Source organism: Rhodobacter sp. P1_C2 (genome assembly GCF_056406375.1).
Genome location: NZ_JBFUAG010000003.1, coordinates 152,902 through 174,658, shown reverse-complemented (window position 1 = coordinate 174,658; position 21,757 = coordinate 152,902). Strand labels below are relative to the sequence as shown.

At 66.8% G+C, this 21,757-nt stretch carries 18 protein-coding genes; 7 read left to right on the top strand and 11 right to left on the bottom strand.

Annotation, left to right across the window (positions count from 1 at the left end):
- Nucleotides 1–335 precede the first annotated feature (335 nt).
- Nucleotides 336–896 (top strand): peptidoglycan-binding domain-containing protein, encoded by a 561-nt coding sequence (locus AC1DZT_RS05840; protein WP_478005671.1) that lies wholly within the window; start codon nt 336–338, stop codon nt 894–896.
- A 222-nt stretch (nt 897–1,118) separates the two neighbouring features.
- On the opposite strand, the gene AC1DZT_RS05835 is transcribed toward AC1DZT_RS05840, so the two are convergent.
- The 7 genes from AC1DZT_RS05835 to AC1DZT_RS05805 all read right to left on the bottom strand — a co-directional run bounded on the left by AC1DZT_RS05835 (nt 1,119) and on the right by AC1DZT_RS05805 (nt 8,815).
- Nucleotides 1,119–2,366, bottom strand: coding sequence for a trans-sulfuration enzyme family protein (locus AC1DZT_RS05835; RefSeq protein ID WP_478005670.1), 1,248 nt, complete (start codon nt 2,364–2,366; stop codon nt 1,119–1,121).
- 108 nt (nt 2,367–2,474) lie between these two features.
- Nucleotides 2,475–2,969, bottom strand: coding sequence for an Hsp20 family protein (locus tag AC1DZT_RS05830; protein WP_478005669.1), 495 nt, complete (start codon nt 2,967–2,969; stop codon nt 2,475–2,477).
- A gap of 179 nt (nt 2,970–3,148) precedes the next feature.
- Nucleotides 3,149–3,754, bottom strand: a complete 606-nt coding sequence (locus AC1DZT_RS05825) for an outer membrane protein (protein ID WP_478005668.1) — start codon at nt 3,752–3,754, stop codon at nt 3,149–3,151.
- Between the two features lie 319 nt (nt 3,755–4,073).
- Nucleotides 4,074–4,886, bottom strand: a complete 813-nt coding sequence (locus AC1DZT_RS05820) for a trypsin-like serine peptidase (RefSeq protein WP_478005667.1) — start codon at nt 4,884–4,886, stop codon at nt 4,074–4,076.
- Between the two features lie 33 nt (nt 4,887–4,919).
- Complete coding sequence (gene glcF / locus AC1DZT_RS05815; RefSeq protein ID WP_478005666.1) at nt 4,920–6,230, bottom strand: glycolate oxidase subunit GlcF; 1,311 nt, start codon at nt 6,228–6,230, stop codon at nt 4,920–4,922.
- The gene (locus AC1DZT_RS05810; protein ID WP_478005665.1) at nt 6,230–7,318 is read right to left on the bottom strand and encodes an FAD-binding protein; all 1,089 of its coding nucleotides are present in this window, start codon (nt 7,316–7,318) and stop codon (nt 6,230–6,232) included. Before AC1DZT_RS05810 ends, glcF begins: the two co-directional genes overlap by 1 nt.
- Nucleotides 7,319–7,384: 66 nt before the next feature.
- The gene (locus tag AC1DZT_RS05805; protein ID WP_478005664.1) at nt 7,385–8,815 is read right to left on the bottom strand and encodes an FAD-linked oxidase C-terminal domain-containing protein; all 1,431 of its coding nucleotides are present in this window, start codon (nt 8,813–8,815) and stop codon (nt 7,385–7,387) included.
- 84 nt (nt 8,816–8,899) lie between these two features.
- Between AC1DZT_RS05805 and AC1DZT_RS05800 the strand changes: the two genes are divergently transcribed.
- Nucleotides 8,900–9,598: a DUF599 domain-containing protein gene (locus AC1DZT_RS05800; RefSeq protein ID WP_478005663.1), complete on the top strand. Its 699-nt coding sequence runs from the start codon at nt 8,900–8,902 to the stop codon at nt 9,596–9,598.
- A gap of 3 nt (nt 9,599–9,601) precedes the next feature.
- On the opposite strand, the gene AC1DZT_RS05795 is transcribed toward AC1DZT_RS05800, so the two are convergent.
- From AC1DZT_RS05795 to AC1DZT_RS05780, 4 genes are read right to left on the bottom strand one after another with little or no spacing between them, the layout of a single operon-like run.
- Nucleotides 9,602–11,671: a glutamine amidotransferase gene (locus AC1DZT_RS05795; protein ID WP_478005662.1), complete on the bottom strand. Its 2,070-nt coding sequence runs from the start codon at nt 11,669–11,671 to the stop codon at nt 9,602–9,604.
- A complete protein-coding gene (locus AC1DZT_RS05790; RefSeq protein ID WP_478005661.1) occupies nt 11,668–14,412 on the bottom strand; it encodes a DUF4159 domain-containing protein in 2,745 nt (914 codons plus the stop codon). Before AC1DZT_RS05790 ends, AC1DZT_RS05795 begins: the two co-directional genes overlap by 4 nt.
- Nucleotides 14,412–15,290, bottom strand: a complete 879-nt coding sequence (locus tag AC1DZT_RS05785; RefSeq protein ID WP_478005660.1) for a DUF58 domain-containing protein — start codon at nt 15,288–15,290, stop codon at nt 14,412–14,414. Before AC1DZT_RS05785 ends, AC1DZT_RS05790 begins: the two co-directional genes overlap by 1 nt.
- The gene (locus AC1DZT_RS05780; RefSeq protein ID WP_478005659.1) at nt 15,287–16,291 is read right to left on the bottom strand and encodes an AAA family ATPase; all 1,005 of its coding nucleotides are present in this window, start codon (nt 16,289–16,291) and stop codon (nt 15,287–15,289) included. Before AC1DZT_RS05780 ends, AC1DZT_RS05785 begins: the two co-directional genes overlap by 4 nt.
- A gap of 82 nt (nt 16,292–16,373) precedes the next feature.
- On the opposite strand from AC1DZT_RS05780, the gene AC1DZT_RS05775 reads away from it, so the two are divergent.
- From AC1DZT_RS05775 to polA, 5 genes are all read left to right on the top strand, one after another.
- Nucleotides 16,374–16,943, top strand: a complete 570-nt coding sequence (locus AC1DZT_RS05775) for a DUF1285 domain-containing protein (RefSeq protein ID WP_478005658.1) — start codon at nt 16,374–16,376, stop codon at nt 16,941–16,943.
- A gap of 43 nt (nt 16,944–16,986) precedes the next feature.
- The gene (locus AC1DZT_RS05770; protein ID WP_478005657.1) at nt 16,987–17,769 is read left to right on the top strand and encodes a hydroxypyruvate isomerase family protein; all 783 of its coding nucleotides are present in this window, start codon (nt 16,987–16,989) and stop codon (nt 17,767–17,769) included.
- Nucleotides 17,770–18,023: 254 nt separating this feature from the next.
- A complete protein-coding gene (locus AC1DZT_RS05765; RefSeq protein WP_478005656.1) occupies nt 18,024–18,209 on the top strand; it encodes a zinc-finger domain-containing protein in 186 nt (61 codons plus the stop codon).
- A 7-nt stretch (nt 18,210–18,216) separates the two neighbouring features.
- On the top strand, nt 18,217–18,891 hold the full coding sequence (locus AC1DZT_RS05760; RefSeq protein WP_478005655.1) for a TIGR02117 family protein: 675 nt from the start codon (nt 18,217–18,219) through the stop codon (nt 18,889–18,891).
- A 58-nt stretch (nt 18,892–18,949) separates the two neighbouring features.
- Nucleotides 18,950–21,754: a DNA polymerase I gene (gene polA / locus AC1DZT_RS05755; protein ID WP_478005654.1), complete on the top strand. Its 2,805-nt coding sequence runs from the start codon at nt 18,950–18,952 to the stop codon at nt 21,752–21,754.
- Nucleotides 21,755–21,757 lie beyond the last annotated feature (3 nt).

The window sequence follows — 21,757 nt, the reverse complement described above, 5'->3', positions numbered from 1 at the left end:
CCCCTCCCCAATTGATTCGAACCAGCCCCGCAGCCTCGCCAGCCGCGATTTCTGCCTATGCCCAGAGGGTGATGCGGCGGTGTCAGGGCAAATCGGGGTGCTTTTCCGCGGCCCATCCTTGGGTGATTCCGCGCGGAATCCGCCCCGGCGCGGGTCGGAAGGCGATTTTGAAAAGCTTTTAATACCAATGTATTATGCCGGTTGTAGGCCATTGATATCCGATAGCAGGGAGCTGATCTTGCCTAGCTTGCGTTAAAGGCTCATCTGTTGATGCAAGGCAAACGCCGACGGTATGGGTCCGTGGCACTGCCAAGAGCACGCTGAAAGGAAATGACATGCTGCCCGTAATGTCGAACTTGAAGACCAAATTCATCGCCGCCACGGTGGCGGTTTCGCTTCTGGCCACCTCGGCGGTTCCGGCGATGGCCTGGGGCCAGCGCGAACAGGATTTCGCCAAGGGCGCCCTGGCCGCGGTGATCATCGGTTCGGTGATCAACCAGTCGAACCATCGCTATCGTGACCAGCCGGTCTACCGCGACGATTATCGCCCGGTCTACCGCCAGCCGACCTACTACCAGCCCGCGCCGGTCTACCGTCAGCCGACCTATTACCAGCCGGCCCCGGTCTATCGTCAGCCGACCTACTACCAGCCGACCTACCAGCAAAGCATCTACTCGACCCCGGCGGCCCAGGCCTTCAACTCCTATTCGCGCAATGAGCGGATCCGGATCCAGGCCACCCTGTCGAACTACGGCTACTACAACGGCAGCCTCGACGGCGCCTTCGGCCCCGGCACCTACAATGCGATCGCGGCCTATGCCAGCCGGTCGGGCAAGGCCAACCTGCTGCAAAGCCGCGGCGGCGCCTATGGCCTGTTCGACGCGCTGATCGGCTGACCCGGGCCGCAAGGTCCGACCCAGGACAAGACGGCCCCCGGGCCCGAATGAACACACCACCCGGGGCCACTTGGCCCCGGACCAGAACAGGCTTGCCGGGGCCAGAGACAAATCGAGCAGAGTTCCCCGAAAATCCATTTTCAGCAGGTGAAGCAGGTGGGTGCCCCCCCGCCTGCTTTTTTCATGGCCGCCCGGGTCCCGAAGATGGGCAGATTGCCCATCCTACCGTTCGAGCGCGCGGGCGAGATCCTCGGTCAGGTCGGCGGGGTCTTCCAGCCCGACCGACAGGCGGAACACGCCATCGCCGGCAAAGCGCCGGTACTCCTGCAGCGCGGCGCCCGTCATCCGGTAGGTCGAGGCCTGAATCTCCGCCGTGGGGATCAGCACGCAGATCGAGCGTTGGTGGCCGAGCGAGAAGGCGTAGTGGATGACGCGGAAGCGCTCGGCCATGCGGTGCGAGGTGGCCTCGGGGTCGGCAACCTGAAAGGTCAGCATGCCTCCGGGCAGGTCCATCTGGCGCTGCGTCAGGTCGTGCTGCGGGTGGCTGGAAAGGCCGGGATAAGTGACCTTGCTGACGGCGGGATGTCCTTCCAGAAACTGCGCCAGCACCAGCGCATTGGCCGAAGCGGTGCGCAGCCTTGGAAACAGCGTGTCGATGCCGCGCAGGATCAGCCAGGCGTTCTGCGCCGACAACGTGGCGCCCAGATAGACCCCGCTCTGCGCCCGGATCTTCGAGATCACCTCCTGCCGCCCGATCACCGCGCCGCCCAAGGCATCGCCATGCCCGTTGATGAACTTGGTCAGCGAATGGATCACCAGATCAATCCCAAGCGCCAAGGGTCTTGTGATCACAGGCGTCGCCAAGGTGCTGTCGACCGAGGTCAGGATGCCCTGCGCCTTCGCAATCGCCGCAAGCCCGGCCAGATCGGTCAGGCGCAGCAGGGGATTGCAGGGGCTTTCGGCATGGATCAGCCGCGTGTTGGGCCGGATCGCCGCTTTGAGCTGGGCAAGATCCGACAGGTTGACCGGCGTCACCTCGATGCCAAAGCCGGGCAGGATGCGGTTGGCCAGTTCATAGGCGCCGGCATAGCAGACATCCGAGATGATCAGATGGTCGCCCGATTTCAGCAGCGCAAGGAAGGTTGCGGCAATGGCGGCCACCCCGGTCGCGGTGGCCAGAGCATCCTCGGCCCCTTCCAGCGCGCAGAGCCGGCGTTCCAGGTCGCGGACGGTCGGGTTGGTCCAGCGGGCGTAAAGATAGGGCAGGGCGGTCAGATCGGCGCCCTCGGCCGAAAAGCCGGCGCCACCCGGGTTGAAGAGGTTGTTCACCGACATCGAGATATTGGGCTGGATCGCCCCGGTCACCGGGTCGGGGCGCAAACCGCCATCGAGGGCTGTGGTGGCGGGGCGCAGCGGGACGGGCGCCTCTGCAGGCGGGCTGGGCGGCAAGGGCTGGGCGTGCAATTCCATGGGCATCCTCCGGGATTGCCCTGTCTTCGCCCAGCCGCGTCCCTGCGTCCAGCGGCAAAACAAAGGCCCCGGGACATGCCCGGGGCCCTGCACTCCTCGCCTGACGGATCAGGCGTTCAGCTTCTGGGGCTCGGCCTCGACCGTGGTGCCTTCCAGCGCCTTGACCTCGGTCGCACCGGCGCCACGGCCAATCTCGATCCGGCGCGGTTTCAGCGCCTCGGGCGTTTCGCGGACGAGATCGATGTGGAGCATCCCATGCTCATGGGTGGCCCCCGTCACACGGACATGATCGGCCAGCGTGAAGCGGCGTTCGAAGGCCCGGGTGGCGATGCCACGGTGCAGATAGGTCTTGGGTTCGGTTTCCGCGGTGCGCTTGGCCGAAACGACAAGCCCGCCTTCCTTCACTTCGACCGTCAGTTCATCGGGCGTAAAGCCCGCGACGGCGACCGAGATGCGGTAGGCATCCTCAGCGGTCTTTTCGATGTTGTAGGGCGGATAGCTCGGCTGGGCGACATCGGCGGACCGGGCGCGGTCCAGCAGGCTGGCCACACGGTCAAAGCCAACGGTGGCACGATAGAGCGGAGCGAAATCAAAGGTTTGCATTGCATCCTCCTTGGAGCGACACGAGATTTGCCCTCCCCCACGGGACGGGCGGTTGATGGCCGGACCCATCTGGCATCCGGCACAACCCTCATCTGGGAAACCCTGTCGGAGATTTCAAGGCCTCCGCCTGCGCACGCGGCCGGTCGGGATCTTCCGCACCGGCCGCGCCCGTCTTGGGCTCAGAACCGGTAGCCGACCTTCACCTTCACCGCCGTGTTCTTGAGGTCGATTCCGGTGTTGTCGAAGTTGTTGTAGCGGTCGGTGGACAGTTCGCCGCCGATGGTCCATTGCTGGTTCAGCGCATAATCGGCGCCGATCCCGGCGGTATAGCCATGGTCCGAGCCGCTGGTGCCCGCCACCGTGGCATCCGATTGCGCCAGCCCGACCGTGCCATAGACCAGCGTGCGGCCCAGATTGGTGCCGACGATCATCTTGAGCGCGGTGGTGTTCTTGAAGGCGCTGTTGGAATTGCCAGAGGTGCGGAAATCGTCCTTGTCATAGCTGAGTTCGCCACCGAGGACGACCTTGCCCAGATCCTTCCGGTAGCCAAGGTTCACGCCGCCGATGCCAAGGGTGCCATCCTGGCCGGAAACATTGGCGTAGGATTTGCCATGGCCCAGCGAAAGCCCGGTGTAATAGCCGGTCCAGTCAACAGCCTGCGGTGGCGGCGCCACCGGCACCGGGGCCGCGACGGTCGGCTCGATGGTCGGCGTCGCGGGGCCGCCCGCCATCGCGGCGAAGGGGGTTGCAAGAAGGGCGAGGGTCAAGATTGCGGTATGCTTCATTTCTGCCTCCAGGGGCTTTTCCCGACTTTTCGGCATCGGATGTCGATGCTGCCCCTGACCTTGGGACGGGTGTTGCGCCCGGACCAGCCCCGCGCCGGACACGAGATCTTGAGGCTGTCAAAACCGGGGAAATCTCGGCTGGAACTGGCCAAGCAACGGAAAGATCAGGCCAATTATGGCCGGCCAAAGGGCATCACCCAGATTTGACCCGCCGAAAAGCTGTGCAGAAACAAGCGTTTTCCTGGGCCGCTGCGGCAAGAACCCTGCGCTGCCGCATCGCCCTTGAAGGCAAACGAGACTCGCCCGCCCCGTTCCGCCCTCAGGGCGCGGGGACGGTCTTCGGCTTGATGAACTTGGCCCCGCCGCCCAGCCCGCCCGACAGGATCTGCACATGGGCCACATCGCCGCGGCCGCTGTCGGCGGTCTTCAGCGTGTCCATCAGCAGGGCCAGCGGGATCTGCAGGGCCGAGCCGAGCGAGACGCGCCGCCCCTCGACCTCGGCCTTGGCCGAGATGACCGAGACGACCTGCGCCACGCCATCCTTCATCTGGAACACCGGCGCGCCGGAGGATCCGAAATCGACATCGCAGGTCATCACCAGGATGCCGGTCTGCTTGTCCATCACGCTGCATTCCTGCTGCAACGAGGGGTTGTCGGCCCGCCCCTGCCCGTAAGAAACCACGCCGATCATGTCGCCGGTGTTGGGCGTGTCGGCAATTCCAAAGGGCTTGACCGCGGGGGTCAGGATCGGCTGGTCCAGCTCGATCAGGGCCACGTCATCGGCAACCCGGTCCAGGCTGTCGTCCCCGCCATAGACATAATCGGGATGGGCAACGGCCTGCTTGACGCCCCGGTAGGCCTCGGCCCTGCCATTGCGCCAGCCGGCGAGGAACTTGATCTGGCCGGGGTCCAGCCGCGCGCCGCTTTCCTTGTCGAAGAGGCAATGCGCCGCCGTCAGCACCAGTTGCGGCGCGATCAGCGCCCCGGTGCAGAAGCCGCGGTCGCCGAGGACGAGCTTGCCCACCGCCTCCCAGCCCCGGCTGTCGTTCAGGGTCTGCAGCTTGACGAGGGGCGTCTCCTGCGCCCGCAGCGGCAGGGCGATCAGGCACAGCAGGGTGATGAGACGCAGCATGGGACCTCCGGGGTTCACGGCGGTCCTATCCTGTCAGCGGGGCAGCATTGCGGCGCTGGTTTGGCGCAGTTGGGCAGGAACCGGCCCGCCCGTCGCCCAATCGAGAAGCGAGACCGTATGCACCACCGGCACCCCGGCCTCCTGCCCGATCTGGATCATGCAGCCAAGGTTGCCCGCCGCGATCACATCGGGCTTCTTCGCCATCAGGCTGGCCACCTTGCGGCTGCGCAGCTCGCCCGAAATCTCCGGTTGCAGGATGTTGTAAGTCCCCGCCGAGCCGCAGCAGAGGTGGCTGTCCAAAGGCTCGCTGACGGTGAAGCCCGCGGCCTTCAGCAGGTCCTTGGGCAGGGTCTTGATCTTCTGCCCGTGCTGCAGCGAACAGGCGGCGTGATAGGCGATGGACAGGCCCTTGGGCTCGGTCGGCGGCAGGCCCAGCTTGGTGATCACCTCGCTGATATCCTTGGTCAATCCCGCCACCCGGGCCGCATCGCCCGCAAGCGCGTCATGGGCCAGCAGATGCCCGTAATCCTTCAGCGTCGTCCCGCAGCCCGAGGTGTTGATGACCAAAGCGTCCAGCGCCTCCCGCCGGTCCTCGGCCATCACCGCCTTGACCATATTGCGGGCGAAGGGCAGGGCCGCGGATTCCTTGCCCATATGCAGCGGCAGGCCGCCACAGCAGCCCATGTTGCGCGGCACCACGACCTCGGCGCCAAGCCTTGTCAGCAGGCGGATCGTGGCATCGTTGATCTCGGTATCCAGCGCCTTCTGGACGCAGCCGGTCATCAGCGCGACCCGCATCCGCCGCGTGCCCTGCGCCGGAAAGACCTGCGCATCGTCGTTGCGGCTGACCGGAGGGATCGTCTTCGGCGCGAGCTTCAGCATCGCCTTCAGCCGCGCATCCGGCATCAGCCCGGCAAAGGGCCGCGCCAGCTTGGCTCCGAAGAGGGCGAGGCGGAAGCGGCGCGGATAGGGCATGACCATCACCAGCACCCTGCGCAGGAAACGGTCCATCAGCGGGCGCTTGTAGGTCCGGTCCACATGGGCGCGGCCCATGTCGATCAGATGGGCATAATCCACGCCCGAGGGGCAGGTGGTGGTACAGGCAAGGCAGGACAGGCAGCGGTCGATATGCTTGGCGGTCTTTGCGTCAGCCGGCCGCCCGCTCTCCAGCATCTCCTTGATCAGGTAGATTCGCCCGCGCGGACTGTCGAGCTCGTCACCCAGCACCTGATAGGTCGGGCAGGTCGCGGTGCACATGCCGCAATGGACACAGGTCCGCAGGATCTTGTTGGCTTCGGCAAGGGTCGGGTCGGCCAGCTGGGCCTCGGTGAAGAAGGTCTGCATCAGTCCATGATCCCTGCGTTCAAAATCCCTCTGGGATCAAATCTGGCGCGAAGCGCGCGGGACAGGGCCGAAACCCCTGCCGCTTCGGGGTGAAAGACGGCGACGCCGGCGGGCCCGCGCATCAGCGTGGCATGGCCGATCCCCGCCAGGGCCGCCCGCAGCCGCGCCGCCCCGCCATCGGCCAGACCGCTCACCGCCAGCCAGATCAACCCGCCGCCCCAGTCATAAGCCGCCTGATGCGCCGCCCCGGCAAGAGAGGCCACCACCGCCTCCGCCTCGGTCGGCTTGCAGGAAATCCGCCACAAAGCCTCGCCCTGCACCCCGCCGCCATCACGCAGCCGCGCCCAAAGATCCTGCCCCGCAACCTCCTGCCAATCGCCGCCCAACAACCCGCGCAAGGCCGCCGCGCGATGCCGGACCGAGGCGTCCAGCCCCTCGATCCGCAGCAAGGTGCCGAAATCCCCCTGCGCCGCCCCCGAAACCTCGAAGGGCGAGCCGAGCGCCTTGCGCAGGGCGGCGAGCCCCGCCGTCACGCCCAGCCCCTCGGCGCGCAGGGTCACTTCGGTCTCGGGCAGGGCCTGCACCTTGAAGGCGACCTCGCTCATCACCCCCAAAGTGCCATGCGACCCGGCCAGAAGCTTGACGAGATCCAGCCCCGTCACGTTCTTCATCACCCGCCCGCCGGATTTGATCACCGTGCCGCGCCCGTCGACAAAGCGTACGCCCAGCATGTGGTCACGCGCCGCCCCCACCTGCACCCGGCGCGGCCCCGCCGCATTGACCGCCGCCACCCCGCCGATGGTGGACACCCCCGCGCGCCCCAGGGCCTGCCGCAGATCGGGCACTTCGAAGGCCAGCCGCTGCCGCTCCCCCGCCAGAAGTGCCGTCACCTCAGCCACCGGCGTCCCCGCCCCCACAACCAGCGTCAGCGCCCCCGGCTCATAAAGCCGCACCCCCGCCAGCCCTGAGGTCTCCAGCACGTCTCCGGCGCCAAAAGCCACACCGCGCGTCCCGCCGCCCCGCAGGGACAAAGGCCCCGCGGTGCCCCGCACCATCTCGCTCAGTTCAGCTTCATCTCTTGGCTGCATCTTGTCTTTCATTGGTCCATAAATATCCCACGGGGGGTCCGGGGGGTGTGAAACCCCCCGGCGCGGTCAACCAGCGCGCCGGCTGGCCGTCATGTCCAGCGGAAACACCTTGGCCGGGTTCAACAGCCAGCCCGGGTCGAACACATCCTTCACCCGCAGCTGCGCCTCCATATCGGCGGGGGTGAACTGCACATGCATCAGATCGCGCTTTTCGATGCCCACGCCATGTTCCCCGGTCAGACAGCCGCCGACCTCGACACACAGCTTCAGGATATCCGCCCCCAAAGCCTCGCACAAAGCCAGATCGCCGGGCTTGTTGGCGTTGTAGATGATGAGGGGGTGCATGTTGCCGTCGCCCGCGTGAAAGACATTGGCGACCGAAAGGCCGACTTCCTTCGACATCTCGGCGATGCGGCGCAGCACCAGAGGCAGTTCGGACACCGGGATCGTCCCGTCCAGGCACATGTAATCGCCCAGATTGCCCACCGCGCCAAAGGCCGATTTGCGGCCAAGCCAGATCCGTTTGGATTCCTCCTCCGAGCCGCTTTCGCGGTAGGCGGTCGGGTTGTGGCGCGCGGCGATCTCCTTGATGCGGGACAGTTGCGCGTCGATCTCGGGCGGGCTGCCCTCGACCTCGATGATCAACAGCGCCTCGCAATCGGGATAGCCGGCCTTGGCGAAATCCTCGCAGGCGCGGATGCAGGGCCGGTCCATGAACTCGATCGCGACCGGCAACAGCCCGGCGCGGATGATGTCGGCGACACATTCCCCGGCGACCTCGTTGGAGGCAAAGCCCATCAGCACCGGCCTTGCGCCTTCCGGCTTGGGCAGGATGCGCAGGGTGGCTTCGGTGACGATGCCAAGCTGCCCTTCCGATCCGCAGATCACGCCCAGCAGGTCCAGCCCGCAGGCGTCGTTCCACGGCCCGCCGATCTCGACCACCTCGCCATTCATCAGGACGATGGTCACACCCAGCAGGTTGTTGGTCGTCACCCCGTATTTCAGGCAATGCGCCCCGCCGGAGTTCATCGCGATATTGCCCGCAATGGCGCAGGCAAGCTGGCTGGACGGGTCGGGCGCGTAGAACCAGCCATCCGCCTCCACCGCCGCGGTGACGGCCAGGTTGGTCCGCCCGGTCTGAACGCGGATGAAGCGGTTCTCGTAATCGGTCTCCAGCACGCCATTCATCCGCGCCACGCCGAGGACGACGCAATCCGCCGTGGGCAGCGCCCCGCCTGCCAGACTGGTGCCCGAACCGCGCGGCACCACCTTCACCCCCAGCTCGCTGCACAGGCGCAGCAGGGCCGAGACCTCGGCCGTCGTGCGCGGCAGCACCACGGCCAGGGGCGCGCAGCGATAGGCGCTGAGCGCGTCGCATTCATAGGCCAGCGTCTCCGCCGGGTCCGAGATCACGCCGGCAGGCAGGACCCCGCGCAGTTGGGCAATGATCCGGTCACGGGCCGACAGAACGGCCTGATCTGGCAATGGCATATCCATGGGCAAAGGCCTCCCCTTCCCGATGAGGTTACGAGCCTCGATCCCCACTGGCAAGGCAGGTTGCGTCGCGCTAGGGTTGCCGTCATGAATCTTCTTGCGACCCTTGAGACCACCTTTACCGGCCTCGACACGGTAGCGTTCGGGCTGCTGATGGCGGTCTGGCTTGGCACCGGTTTTGCCGCCGAACATCCGCCGGCCTGGCGCGTCTCGGTCACGGTGCTGATGAAAGAATTCCGCCACCGCTGGATGGTGGAGTTTCTGACCCGCACGCCGCGCATCTTCGACATCTCGCTGATGGACAGCCTGCGCCAGGGCACCGCCTTCTTCGTCTCGGGTTCGATGATCGCGATTGGCGGCGGCGTGGCGCTGATCGGCAATGTGGTGACGTTGCAGGGGCTGGCGCGCGATCTGACCATCGGGGCCGACATCAGCCAGATCCGGATCAAGCTGATCGTCGTGGTCGGGCTGATGGCCAATGCCCTGCTGAAATTCGTCTGGTCGCATCGCCTCTTCGGCTATTGCGCGATCATGATGGCCGGGGTGCCCAACGACCATACCAAGCACACCGCCCTGCCGCGCGCCGCCCAGACCGCCGAGATCAACATCACCGCCGCGCGCAGCTTCAACCGCGGCCTGAACTCGGTCTATTTCGCGCTGGCGGCCCTTGCCTGGCTGATCGGGCCGCGGGCGCTGATCCTGGCGGTGCTGCTGACCGGCGGGGTGCAGCTCAGGCGCGAGTTTGCCAGCCATTCCCGCGCCGTGATGCTGGAAAAGATCGAATAGGCCTCAGGCCCCCTTGCCCCGGCGCCCCTCGATCACCCAGGCGAGCACGGCGAACACCGCCGCCAGCAGCAGGTAAAGCCAGGCCGGCAGCAGCGCCGTGACCGAGATTTCGCCCGTCACATAGGCGCCGCGCGGCGTGATGCCGATCCAGCCGCGCCCGGCGGCGGGCCGTCCGTCATTGACGAGGCGAATATCCGGCATGCCGTTTTCCAGCGCCACCAGACCGCCGCGCGTCGGGGTGACGACCGGCTCCAGCTTGGCGGGGCTGGCGATCGTCTCTTCGAACTCCTTGGGGGCAGAGGGGCCGATCGCGACGACCCGGGCCAGATCGCCCTGTTGCAAGCGGTAAAGCCCCAGCTCCGGTGCGGCATAATCCGTCTCGTACTGGCCGGGTGCCACCAGCTTCAGATCCACCGTGCCCGTGGTGCCATCCGGCAGGGTCAGGGTCACCGGCGGCGGCGCGGTGTCGAGGATGGTGCGCCGGGTGATCGTCATCTCCTGGCCCACGGCCGTGGCGCCAAGGCTCTCCTCCTCCAGCTCGGGCTGTTTCAGCATCCAATGGGCGAGCCTGCGCAACAGCTCCAGCTGCGGCCCGCCGCCTTCGAAGCCGCGCCCCCAGAGCCAGCTTTGATCCGAGGCGAGGACGGCGACCCGCCCCTTGCCCACGCGGTCCAGCACCAGCAAGGGCTTGTCATCCGGCCCGCTCATCAAGACCTGGCCCGAGCGTTGCTTGACCTCGATCAGCCGGAACCAGCGGCCCCAGCCACCGGGCGGGGCCAGCGCTTCCAGCCCCTCGGTCACCGGATGGCGGCGGCCGACCTCGGTCAGAGCCGGGCGGTAGCCCTGTTCGATGATCTGGCTCGTCGGCTCCACCGGCAGGATCTGGTTGAGGGGCGAGCGCCAGAGGCTGTCGACCTGGCCGAACTCCGGCCCCGCCGCCACCAGAACCGTGCCGCCCTCCTGCACATAATCCACCACGTTCTGCAGATAGGACATCGGCAGGATGCCCCGCATCGCATAGCGGTCAAAGATGATCAGGTCGAAATCCTTGATCTTGTCGACGAACAATTCCTTGGTCGGAAAGGCGATCAGCGACAGTTCCGAGACCGGGATGCCATCCTGCTTTTCCGGCGGCCGCAGGATGGTGAAATGCACGAGGTCCACCGAAGGGTCGGATTTCAACAGGTTGCGCCAGACCCTTTCGCCGGTGTTCGGCTCGCCCGAGACGAGCAGAACCCGCAAGCGGTCGCGCACGCCGTTGATCTGCACCACGGCGGTGTTGTTGCGGTCGGTCAGCTCGCCCTTCTGGCCCGCGATCGACAGTTGCAGCACGTTGATCCCGGCATGCGGCAGGCCGATCGGCAGGTCCAGATCCTGCCCCACCGGCACCGAGAAGGTCGAGGGCGGCTCGGCATCCAGCGCCACGGTCACATCCACGACCTGACCGGCGCTGGCGGGGGCCTTGCCCTGATCCTCGATGCGGAACTTGAGGCTGGTCTTCTCGCCCATGATGGCGAAGGCCGGGGCGTTTGTGATCACAAGCCTGCGGTCCCAGTCACTCTGATGGCCGGTCAGCAAGACCTGCAAGGGCGCGGGCAGGGCGGGAGCGGCGCCCATGTCGTGGACCTGCCCATCGGTGATCAGGATGGCACCGGCGACCCTTGCCTGCGGTTCGCGCGCCAAGGCTTGCGCCAGCGCCGTCATCGCCAGCGTGCCGGCATTGTCCTTGCCATCGGCCAGATGGACGATGCGGAGTTCGGTATTGGGCAGGGCCGCGACCTTGGCCTTGACCGCCTCCACCGCCTGAGCCGTCTGCTGGGCGCGGTCCGACAGGCTCTGGCTTGCGCTGTCATCGACGATCAGAATGACGATATCGGCCAAAGACTTGCGGTTTTCGTCCTGCAGCGACGGGTTGCTGAGCGCCAGCAGAACCAGACCCAGCGCCAGGGCCCGGATCGCCCAACCGGCCAGCCCGCGCCACAAGGCCAGCGCCAACAACAGCACCGCCGCCACGGCCAGCGCCACCAGCGCCCAGTCCGGCACGAGGGGTTGAAAGAGGAATGTCTGGCTCATTTGCCCAGCCTTTCCAGCAGGGCCGGCACATGGACCTGGTCCGACTTATAATTCCCGGTCAGCACATGCATCATCAGGTTGATGCCGAAGCGATAGGCATATTCCCTCTGATCATCGCCCGCCGCCCCGCGCCCGACCGGATAAAGCGGCATCCCGTCGCCATCGACCGCCCAGGCCGAGGCCCAGTCATTGCCGCCGATCACCACCGGCGTCACCCCGTCGTTGAGGTTGCGAAACGGCATGCCCTCGGCCTTGGCGGCATCGGGCGGGGCGGCCTCGACCCAGAGGCCACCCTCGCTGAAGCGGCCCGGGAAGGTCTGCAACAGATAGAAGCTGCGGGTCAGCACATGGTCCTCGGGGATCGGCTCGATCGGCGGAATGTCCAGCCCCGAGGCGATGCGCTGCAGGGCCTGACCCTCGGGCGTCGGCCCCGCGCCTGCCACATCGGCATCGCGCGTGTCGAAAAGGATCATGCCGCCGGTCCGCAAGTACTTGTTCAGCTTGGCATAGGTCGCCGAGGAGGGCACCGGCGCATCCGCCGTCACAGGCCAGTAGAGGAAGGGGAAGAAGGCCAGCTCGTCCTTCTCGATATCCACACCCATCGGCGGCATCGGTTCCACGGCGGTGCGGTTGGCCAACTGGTCGCTGAGGCCCAGCAGCCCCGCGGCAGAGGTCTCGTCCACCCGCGTGTCGCCTGTGATCACATAGGCCAGCACCACGCCCTCGGTGGCGGCAATCGCCCGGTCATCGGCGGCATCGGCGCGGGCGTCCTGCGGTTGGCCGAGCAGGGCGAGCACCACCAGCGCCACCCCGGCCCCACGGAACCGCAAACGGCCCGACAGTGCCAAAGTCGCCAGAATGTCCAGCAACAACAGCATCATGGCAATGGCGAGCACCGGCCCTTTCAGGGCCTGTTCAGAGGGCAGGGACAGATCGGCCGGCGTCACGCCCGAGGGCCAGACCGCCCTGGTCAACGCCGCATCACCCGCCACCGGGTTCAGCGCCACCACTCGCCCGTCATTGCGGTACAGCCCCGGCGGCACCAGGCTGCCCGGCCCCGACTTGATCGCCTGCGCCAAAGCCGCGCCCGGCACGCCGGCCAGACTGCCCGGATCGCCCAGATCGCCCCAGCCATCCAGCAGACGCTCCGGCGTCCAGATCAGCCCGTTCAGCCCCTCGGCGGTGCCCGACCCCGCGGTGGCCGAAATCGCCAGCCGGTCCAGCATCTGCACGAAAAGGCCCGACAGGGGCAGGTCCGACCATTCCGCATTGGCCGATACGTGGAACAGCACGATCTGCCCCAGACCGATCACCTTGCGCGTGACAAGCGGCGTGCCATCGTCCAGCACGGCCAGGGTGCGGCTCGACAGGTCAGGATCGGGTTGCGCCAGAACCTGGGTGCGCACCCGCAGATCGGGCGGGATCGCGAGGCCGTGGAAGGGCGACTCTTCCGGGAAAGGGGCCAGCGTCTTCGGCGCGCCCCAGCTCATCGCCCCGCCCGAGGACATGCCACCCTGGCGCAGCGTGACCGGCATCAGCGGGTCCTGCTCCAGCCGGGCGATGTCGGCAGCGGCCAGATGCGGCCCGGCAAAGCGCAGCAGAAGCCCGCCCTTGCCGATCCAGTCGACCAGCGCATCGCTTTCGGCCAGGGGCACCTGCGCCACATCGGCCAGCACGATCACATCGGGCTTGGCGGGCAGCACATCGCTCACCCCGCCCTCGATCAGGTCGGCGGTGGGGCTCAGCGCCTGGTGCAGGTAATGCAGCGGCGACAGCAGTTGCAGCCCCTCGCCCGCGGCCTGATCGGTGACCAGGGCCACCTTGCGCCGCTTCAGCGCATCGCCTGCGAGCGTGACGGCACCGGCGCTGCGCAGCCCCTCGATCGCAAAGCGGGTGACGCGGTTGCGCAGTTCCGGCGGCAGATCCAGCACGGCCTTGGCCTTGGCGGCACTGGCGTCGAAGGCCAGCGGCACCCGCGCCAGCTCGCGGTCGGTGCCCGAAGGGTCCGGCCCGCGCGCAACCAGGGTCAGCGCGGCTTCGACACCCGCGATGTCGCGGGCGGCAGAGATGGTCAGCTTGCCATCGGCCTGCACCGCCGGTTCCAGCGCATAGATCGGCTTGGTCGAGGCATAGAGCCGCACCTCCCCCTGTTTTTGCAGCGCGGCAAGCAACTCGTTCCGCCCGGGATGCGCCAGGCCATCGGTCAGCCAGTCGGTCTCGAACCGGTCCTTGGGCAGCTCGCCCGTCCAGAGGTTGAGCGTGGCCGGCGCCCAGGGGCGCGGCTGGTCGGCGGTCAGGCGGCCGCGCTCCTCTGCGGCGGAGCGGAAGGTCACCGGCTGCGGCGCATCGGCCAGGGTGATCACCGCCACCGGCCGCCCGGCGCGCTCGGCCCCGTCGAGGAGGCTCGTCGCCTTGGCGATCCGGGCGGGCCAGTCATAGGCATCGGCCCAGCCGCCATCCATCACGATGAGCAGGGGGTCCTTGCCCACGACCACCGGCGTCGGGTTCAGCACCGGGCCGGCAAAGGCCACGATCACCCCGCCGATCGCTAGCATCCTGAGCGCCAGAAGCCACCAGGGCGTCTTGTCGGCCTCGCGGTCCTCGTCCGTCAGGCCCAGAAGCAGCGCGACCCCGGGGAATTTCCGCCGGATCGCGGCGGGCGGAATGGCCCGCAGCAGGAACCACAGCACCGGCAGCGCCAGAAGCGCCAGCAACAGAAGCGGAGAGGTGAAGCCCAGCATCAATGCCCGCCCCCCAGCGCGCGGTAGGCCCAGAGAAGGGCCGCCTGCGCCGGTTGCCCGGTGTGATGCGCCATGTAATGCCAGCCCGCCGCCTGGGCGAGCGTGGCCAGCCGGTCCTTGCGTTCGGCCAGCCGCGCGAGGTAGCGCGCGCGCAGATCGCCGGCGCGCTGGGTCTCATGGCTGAGCGAGCCGCCAACCGAGACGAAGACGGTGCGCCCGTCGAAGGGAAACTCCTCCTCCGCCGGGTCAAGCACCTGCAACAGCACGCCTTTCACATCGCGCCCCGCCGCCTGGGTCAGGGCGCGTTCGACCGCCGCCATGTCGCCCAGAAAGTCCGAGACGAAGACCGCCCGCCCGTGGTTCACGAAAGCATCCGGCAGGGGCGCGCCGTAATCCGCGCCGACCCGCGCCAGATCCAGCGCCATCGCCTCGATCAGCCGCAGCATCTGGCCCTTGCCGGCCTTGGGCGGCTCGCGCCCGGCCAGCCCGACCTGTTCGCCGCCGCGCAACAGCAGGACGGCGAGGGCCAGCGCCAGAAGCCGGGCGCGGTCGGCCTTCTCCGGGCGGCTCGGGGCGCCGGAAAAGGCCATCGACTGCGCCGGATCGACCCAGAGCACGACCTGCTGCGCCGCCTGCCATTCGCGTTCGCGCACGAAGGTCTGGTCGGACCGGGCCGAACGCCGCCAGTCGATGCTGCGCAAGGGGTCGCCGGGCTGAGCCGGACGGTACTGCCAGAAATCATCGCCCATCCCGGCGCGCCGCCGGCCATGCTCGCCCAGGGCGACGGTCGCAGCCAGATGCTCCGCCTCTGCCAGAAGTGGCGGCAGGCTCTGGCCCAGGGCCTCGGCCCGGGCGCGCAGATCGGCGGAAAGGCTCACGCGGCGGCCTCTTGCCCGAGGATGCGGCCTGACACGCGGGAAATGACGCCTTCCAGGCTTTCGCCCCGCGCCCGTGCGGCGAAATTCAAAGCCATCCGGTGTTCCAGCACCGGCTGCGCCATCGCCGCCACATCCTCGACCGAGGGCACGAGCCGGCCGTTGAGCAGCGCCCGCGCCCGCACGGTCAGCATCAGCGCCTGCGCGGCCCGCGGCCCCGGGCCCCAGGACAGGGTGTCGCGCAGATCGCGACCCTCCGGCTCACCGGGGCGGCAGGCGCGGACGAGGTCCAGAATGGCCTCGATCACCTTGTCGCCGACCGGCATCCGCCGGATCAGCGCCTGCGCCGCCATCAGCTCCGGCCCGGAAAACACCGGTTGGGCGACCGCCAGCGTGGCGCCCGTGGTCGCCATCAGGATGTCGCGCTCGGCGGCGCGGGTCGGATAGGCCACATCGACCTGGACGAGGAAGCGGTCCAGCTGCGCCTCGGGCAGGGGATAGGTGCCCTCCTGCTCGATCGGGTTCTGCGTCGCCAGCACATGGAAGGGCGGCCCGAGCTTGCGGTGCTGGCCGGCGATGGTGACCTCGCGCTCCTGCATCGCCTGCAGAAGGGCGGATTGGGTGCGTGGGCTGGCGCGGTTGATCTCGTCGGCCATCAGAAGTTCGCAGAACACCGGGCCTTCGATGAAGCGGAAGGCGCGCGACCCGTCGGCCGAGGTTTCCAGCACTTCCGAGCCGAGGATATCGGCCGGCATCAGGTCCGGCGTGAACTGGATGCGGTTCGATTTCAGCCCCATGACGGTGGCCAGCGTATCGACCAGAAGCGTCTTGCCCAGTCCCGGCAGGCCGACCAGCAGGGCATGTCCGCCCGACAGAAGCGCGGCCATCGTCATCTCGACCACCCGCTCCTGCCCGATGAAGCGCCCGCCGATCGCGCCCCGCGCCACCGCCAGACGGGAGGCCAGGGCTTCGATGGCAGTGACGAGATCTTCGGCTTGGGACATGACTTTGCTCCGACAGGGTTCTATGGGACACTAAAGCCAATCCTGACCGCAGGCACAAATGGCAAAAGGGGCAAAGCCACAAATGATCGTGAAACCTGATGCCGAAACTCTGCTCTCTTCCGTGACCAAAGCCGCAAAAAAGGGCCCGCCGCCGGTGCATCTGTGGAACCCGGAGTTCTGCGGCAACATCGACATGCGGATCGCGCGGGACGGGACCTGGTTCTACAACGGCACCCCCATAGGGCGTGCGCCCCTGGTCAAGCTCTTCTCCTCGATCCTGAAGAAGGAGGGCGAGGATTACTTTCTGGTGACCCCGGTCGAGAAGGTCGGCATCAAGGTCGAGGATGCGCCATTGTTCGCCGTTGACTTCACGGCAAGCGGGCAAGGCCGCGATCAGATCCTGCGATTTGTGACCAAAACCGAGGACGAGGTCGAGGCCGATGCGGCAAATCCGCTGGAAATCCGCTTGATTGACGGGGAACCTGCCCCCTATATCCACATTCGCTCTGGCCTTTACGCACGGATTGACCGCAAGAGCTTCTACCGCCTGATCGAATTGGGTTGCCATGAGGTGCAAGACCGGGAAAGCTGGTTCGGCCTTTGGTCCCACGGTCAGTTCTTCAAGGTGATCGCGTCGGCCGACCTGCCGTGACCGCCGCACGACCCAACTGCCGACCTGACCTGACCAGAGACCTATGCCCCGTTACGCCGCGAACCTGACCATGCTTTTCACCGAGGTCCCGAGCCTCGACCGCCCCGGCCTTGCGGCCCAGGCGGGCTTTGACGGTGTGGAGATTCTGTTTCCCTATGACCATCCCGCCAAGGACTGGCAGGCCGCACTGGCCGGGCTGCCGCTGGCGCTGATCAACACGCCGCCGGGCGACTGGGCCTCGGGCGACCGGGGGCATGCCGCCGTGCCGGGGATGGAGCTGCAGTTCCGCGATCATTTCCTGCGCGCCGCCGATCTCGCAACCCGGCTGGGGGCGGCCAAGGTCCATGTGATGGCGGGGGTCGCCAAGGGGCCGCAGGCGACGCAGCTCTTCACCGAGAACCTTGCCTGGGCGGCCGAGGCGGCGCCCGACCTCAGCTTGACGATCGAGCCTTTGAACGCCGATGACTGGCCGGGCTATTTCCTCAACGACTTCGACCAGGCGGCGCGGATTCTGGCGGATCTGGAAAACCGCCGGATCGGGTTGCAGTTCGATATCTGGCATGCCGCGCGCATCCATGGCGATGCGCAAGCGGTGTGGGAAAAGCACCGCGCCCTGGTCAACCACGTCCAGATCGCAGGTTTCCCGGGCCGGGCCGAGCCGGGCGGCGGCGGCTTCGACCTCACCTCGCTGTTCCGCGATCTGGATGCGCAGGATTATCAGGGCTGGGTCGCCGCCGAATACCGCCCCTCGCGCGCCACGGTGCATGGCCTCGGCTGGCTGAACGCGCTGAAGGCCCGCGACAAGCTGATCGGCACCGCGGGCTGAGGCCCCCGAATTTTCTGCGAAAATTCCCGCAGTCCTGCCCGATTCGGCGCCCTTTGGTTAACGGGCGCCTGTCTTGCCGTGCGTAGAGACGCAAGGAAGACGGAAGGAAGACGCGGGCAAGACCGCAGCCCGGCCTGCGTTTTCACCGGTTAACCCTGCGCGCCCAAAGACTTGGGCTGCAATCCGCGCCGCCCTCTTCCCCCGCCCGCCTGCAACCGCTATCCTTGCGCCAAACCTCATTCAGGGACGACAATATGCCGACCAAAGCGCCCGAGACCCAAATCGTTACCACCTGGAAAGTCGCCTGTGACGGCGGCGTCGGGGCGCTGGGCCATCCCCGGGTCTGGCTGACCATCCCCGAGGACACCGGTTTCGTCGAATGCGGCTATTGCGACAAGCGCTACGAGATCGACCGCGCCCACGCCCACGACGACCACTGACCCCGCGATGCGCCGGGGCCTGCGTCTCGTCGCGGTTCTGGTCTGCCTGCCACTTCTCTACCTCGCCGCGGGCCTGATCGGCGCGGTGCTGCCGGGTGCCGCCATCCGGGCCGAGGGCGCCCCGACCCGCGCCATCGGCCTGATCGCCGGGCCGATCCATTTCGACATTCTGCTGCCGCTGACCGATGCCCTGCGCCGGGACTTTGCCTTTGCGGCAGAGCAGGGCGTGCCGGTGCAGGATCAGGCCGCGCAATATCTTGTGGTGGGTTGGGGGTCGCAAGGGTTCTACACCACCACCGGCAGTTATGCCGATCTGAAGCTCGCGACCGCCCTGCGGGCGATGACCGGGGATTCCGCGGTGTTGCACCTGGATGTGGCCGGCGATCTGACCGATGTGCCGGGCCTGATCTGGCTGCCGGTCTCCGAGGCGCAGTTGGACCGGCTGACGCAAGTGATCCTCTCCAGCCTGACACGCGACGCGGCGGACCGGCCGATCCCCCTGCCGGGGCCCGGCTTCGGCCCGACCGATGCTTTCTTCGCCGCCGAGGGTCATTTCAGCCTGCTGCGCACCTGCAATGTCTGGGTGGGCGAGGTTCTGCGCGCTGCGGGCATCCCCTTCGGCCTCTGGACCCCCACGCCGCAGGCGATCCGCCTGTCGGCCTATGTCTTCGACCGATCCTAGTGGCACCCGCACCCGCTTCCCGCCTATACTTCGGCGAAACTTGAGCGGGGCGCGCGACATGACTTTCGGCAAAGGCCACCATCTTCACCTGATCGACGGCTCGGCCTTCATCTTCCGGGCCTATCACGCGCTGCCGCCCCTGACGCGCAAGTCGGACGGGCTGCCGGTGGGGGCGGTGGCGGGCTTCTGCAACCTTCTGTGGGGGGAGCTCACCACCACCCGCAACCAGAACGCTCCGACCCATATCGCGGTGATCTTCGATGCGGGGGCGAAGACCTTCCGCAATGATATCTACCCGGAATACAAGGCAAATCGCCCACCCCTGCCCGAGGATCTGCGCCCGCAGTTCCCGCTGACCCGCGATGCCACCCGCGCCTTCAACGTCGCCTGCATCGAGCTTGCGGGCTACGAGGCCGATGACATCATCGCGACCCTCGCCAAACAGGCGCGTGAGGCCGGGGGGACGGTGACCATCCTTTCCTCGGACAAGGACCTGATGCAGCTGATCGGCAATGGCGTCGACATGCATGATCCGATGAAGAACAAGCGCCTCGGGCTGGAGGAAGTGCGCGAGAAGTTCGGCGTCGATCCCGACCGCGTGGTCGATGTGCAATCCCTCGCCGGGGATTCGGTCGACAACGTGCCGGGCGCGCCGGGGATCGGGTTGAAAACCGCCGCCCTGCTGATCCAGGAATATGGCGACCTCGACACGCTTCTGGCCCGGGCGGGCGAGATCAAGCAGCCCAAGCGCCGCGAGGCGCTGGTCGAAAACGCCGACAAGATCCGCCTGTCGCGCCAGCTGGTCACCCTGAAGGATGACACGCCGATCGACCTTGACCTTGGCACGCTGGAGCTGCGCGCGCCCGAGCCTGAGGCGATCATGGAATTCCTGAAAAAGATGGAATTTCAGACCCTTATCCGCCGCGTCAGCGAAAAGCTGAAGGTCGAGGCGCCGGTGCTCGACACCGGAAAAGGCTATGAGGTCGCCGGGGCCCATGACGCGGCAGAGGCCAAGGCGCTGCCCTTCGACACCACCGCTTACACCTGCATCCGCGATGCGGAGACGCTGGCCAAATGGATCGCACGCGCCCGCGAACGCGGCTATCTGGCCGTCGATACCGAGACGACCTCCCTCGACGAGATGCAGGCCGAGATCGTCGGCATCTCTCTCGCCATCGACCCGGGCGAGGCGGCCTATGTCCCGCTGCTGCACCGCACCGGCACAGATGACCTTCTGGGCGCCGTCACCATGGCCGAGGGGCAGATGACGCTGGACGCGGCGTTAACCCTGCTGAAACCGCTGCTCGAGGATGATGCCGTCCTCAAGATCGGGCAGAACATGAAATACGACATGAAGATCTTCGCCCGGCTTGGCGTCACGGTCGCGCCGATCGACGATACGATGCTGATGTCGGGCGCGATGTATGCCGGGCTCAACAACCACGGCATGGATGAGCTGTCCGAAAAATACCTCGGCCACAAACCCATCCCGATCAAGGAGTTGATCGGTTCCGGCAAATCCGCCATCACCTTCGACAAGGTGCCTTTGGACAAGGCCGTGGCCTATGCCGCCGAGGATGCCGATGTGACGCTGCGCCTCTGGCAGGCCTTCAAACCTAACCTGCACAAGGCCCGCGTGACCACGGTTTACGAGACCCTCGAACGCCCCCTCGTCCCGGTTCTGGCCGAGATGGAGATGGCCGGCATTCAGGTCGACCGCGCCACCCTGTCGCGCATGTCGGGCGCCTTTGCCCAGAAGATGCTGGCCTTGGAGGAGGAGATTCAGACCCTCGCCGGCGAGAAATTCAACGTCGGTAGCCCCAAGCAACTGGGCGAGATCCTGTTTGACAAGATGTCCTTGCCGGGGGGCGAGAAGGGCAAGAACGGCGCCTATGGCACCGGCGCCGATGTGCTGGAGGATCTGGCGACCGAACACGAACTGCCCGGCAAGGTGCTGGACTGGCGCCAGCTGTCCAAGCTGAAATCGACCTATACCGACGCCTTGCAGGAATATATCAACCCCGAAACCGGGCGGGTCCATACCTCCTATTCGATCACCGGGGCCGTCACCGGGCGGCTGGCCTCCTCCGATCCCAACCTGCAGAACATCCCGGTGCGCAGCGAAGAAGGCCGCCGCATCCGCGAGGCTTTCGTGGCGCCCAAGGGCAAGGTATTGGTATCGCTCGACTATTCCCAGATTGAACTCCGCATCCTCGCCCATGTCGCCGATATTCCGGCGCTGCAGCAAAGCTTCCGCGACGGGATCGACATTCATGCGATGACGGCGTCAGAGATGTTCAATGTGCCCTTGGACCAGATGACCTCGGAAATCCGCCGCCGCGCCAAGGCGATCAACTTCGGCGTGATCTATGGCATCTCGGGCTTTGGCCTTGCCCGCAACCTGCGCATTCCCCGGGCCGAGGCGCAGGGCTTCATCGACCGCTATTTCGAGCGTTTCCCCGGCATCAAGGAATACATGGCCGCGACGGTGAAATTCGCGCAAGCCAACGGCTTTGTGCAAACCCTGTTCGGCCGCAAGATCCACACGCCCGAGATCAACGCCAAGGGCCCCGGCGCCGGCTTCGCCAAACGCGCCGCGATCAACGCGCCGATTCAAGGGACTGCGGCCGACGTCATCCGCCGCGCCATGATCCGGATGCCGGATGCCATCGCCCACCTGCCCGCCAAGATGCTGCTGCAGGTCCATGACGAGCTTTTGTTCGAGGTCGAGGAATCTGCCGCCGCCGACCTGATCAAGGTGGCCAAAGCGGTGATGGAGGGCGCCTCCCACCCCGCCGTCCACCTGAAAGTCCCGCTGATTGTCGAGGCAGGTCAAGGGCTTAACTGGGCTGCGGCGCATTAGGCC

Bases quoted from the DNA above. Each gene is read 5' to 3' on its own strand.
- AC1DZT_RS05840 (WP_478005671.1), top strand. From the start codon at position 336: ATGCTGCCCGTAATGTCGAACTTGAAGACCAAATTCATCGCCGCCACG.
- AC1DZT_RS05835 (WP_478005670.1), bottom strand. From the start codon at position 2,366: ATGGAATTGCACGCCCAGCCCTTGCCGCCCAGCCCGCCTGCAGAGGCG.
- AC1DZT_RS05830 (WP_478005669.1), bottom strand. From the start codon at position 2,969: ATGCAAACCTTTGATTTCGCTCCGCTCTATCGTGCCACCGTTGGCTTT.
- AC1DZT_RS05825 (WP_478005668.1), bottom strand. From the start codon at position 3,754: ATGAAGCATACCGCAATCTTGACCCTCGCCCTTCTTGCAACCCCCTTC.
- AC1DZT_RS05820 (WP_478005667.1), bottom strand. From the start codon at position 4,886: ATGCTGCGTCTCATCACCCTGCTGTGCCTGATCGCCCTGCCGCTGCGG.
- glcF (WP_478005666.1), bottom strand. From the start codon at position 6,230: ATGCAGACCTTCTTCACCGAGGCCCAGCTGGCCGACCCGACCCTTGCC.
- AC1DZT_RS05810 (WP_478005665.1), bottom strand. From the start codon at position 7,318: ATGCAGCCAAGAGATGAAGCTGAACTGAGCGAGATGGTGCGGGGCACC.
- AC1DZT_RS05805 (WP_478005664.1), bottom strand. From the start codon at position 8,815: ATGGATATGCCATTGCCAGATCAGGCCGTTCTGTCGGCCCGTGACCGG.
- AC1DZT_RS05800 (WP_478005663.1), top strand. From the start codon at position 8,900: ATGAATCTTCTTGCGACCCTTGAGACCACCTTTACCGGCCTCGACACG.
- AC1DZT_RS05795 (WP_478005662.1), bottom strand. From the start codon at position 11,671: ATGAGCCAGACATTCCTCTTTCAACCCCTCGTGCCGGACTGGGCGCTG.
- AC1DZT_RS05790 (WP_478005661.1), bottom strand. From the start codon at position 14,412: ATGCTGGGCTTCACCTCTCCGCTTCTGTTGCTGGCGCTTCTGGCGCTG.
- AC1DZT_RS05780 (WP_478005659.1), bottom strand. From the start codon at position 16,291: ATGTCCCAAGCCGAAGATCTCGTCACTGCCATCGAAGCCCTGGCCTCC.
- AC1DZT_RS05775 (WP_478005658.1), top strand. From the start codon at position 16,374: ATGATCGTGAAACCTGATGCCGAAACTCTGCTCTCTTCCGTGACCAAA.
- AC1DZT_RS05770 (WP_478005657.1), top strand. From the start codon at position 16,987: ATGCCCCGTTACGCCGCGAACCTGACCATGCTTTTCACCGAGGTCCCG.
- AC1DZT_RS05765 (WP_478005656.1), top strand. From the start codon at position 18,024: ATGCCGACCAAAGCGCCCGAGACCCAAATCGTTACCACCTGGAAAGTC.
- AC1DZT_RS05760 (WP_478005655.1), top strand. From the start codon at position 18,217: ATGCGCCGGGGCCTGCGTCTCGTCGCGGTTCTGGTCTGCCTGCCACTT.
- polA (WP_478005654.1), top strand. From the start codon at position 18,950: ATGACTTTCGGCAAAGGCCACCATCTTCACCTGATCGACGGCTCGGCC.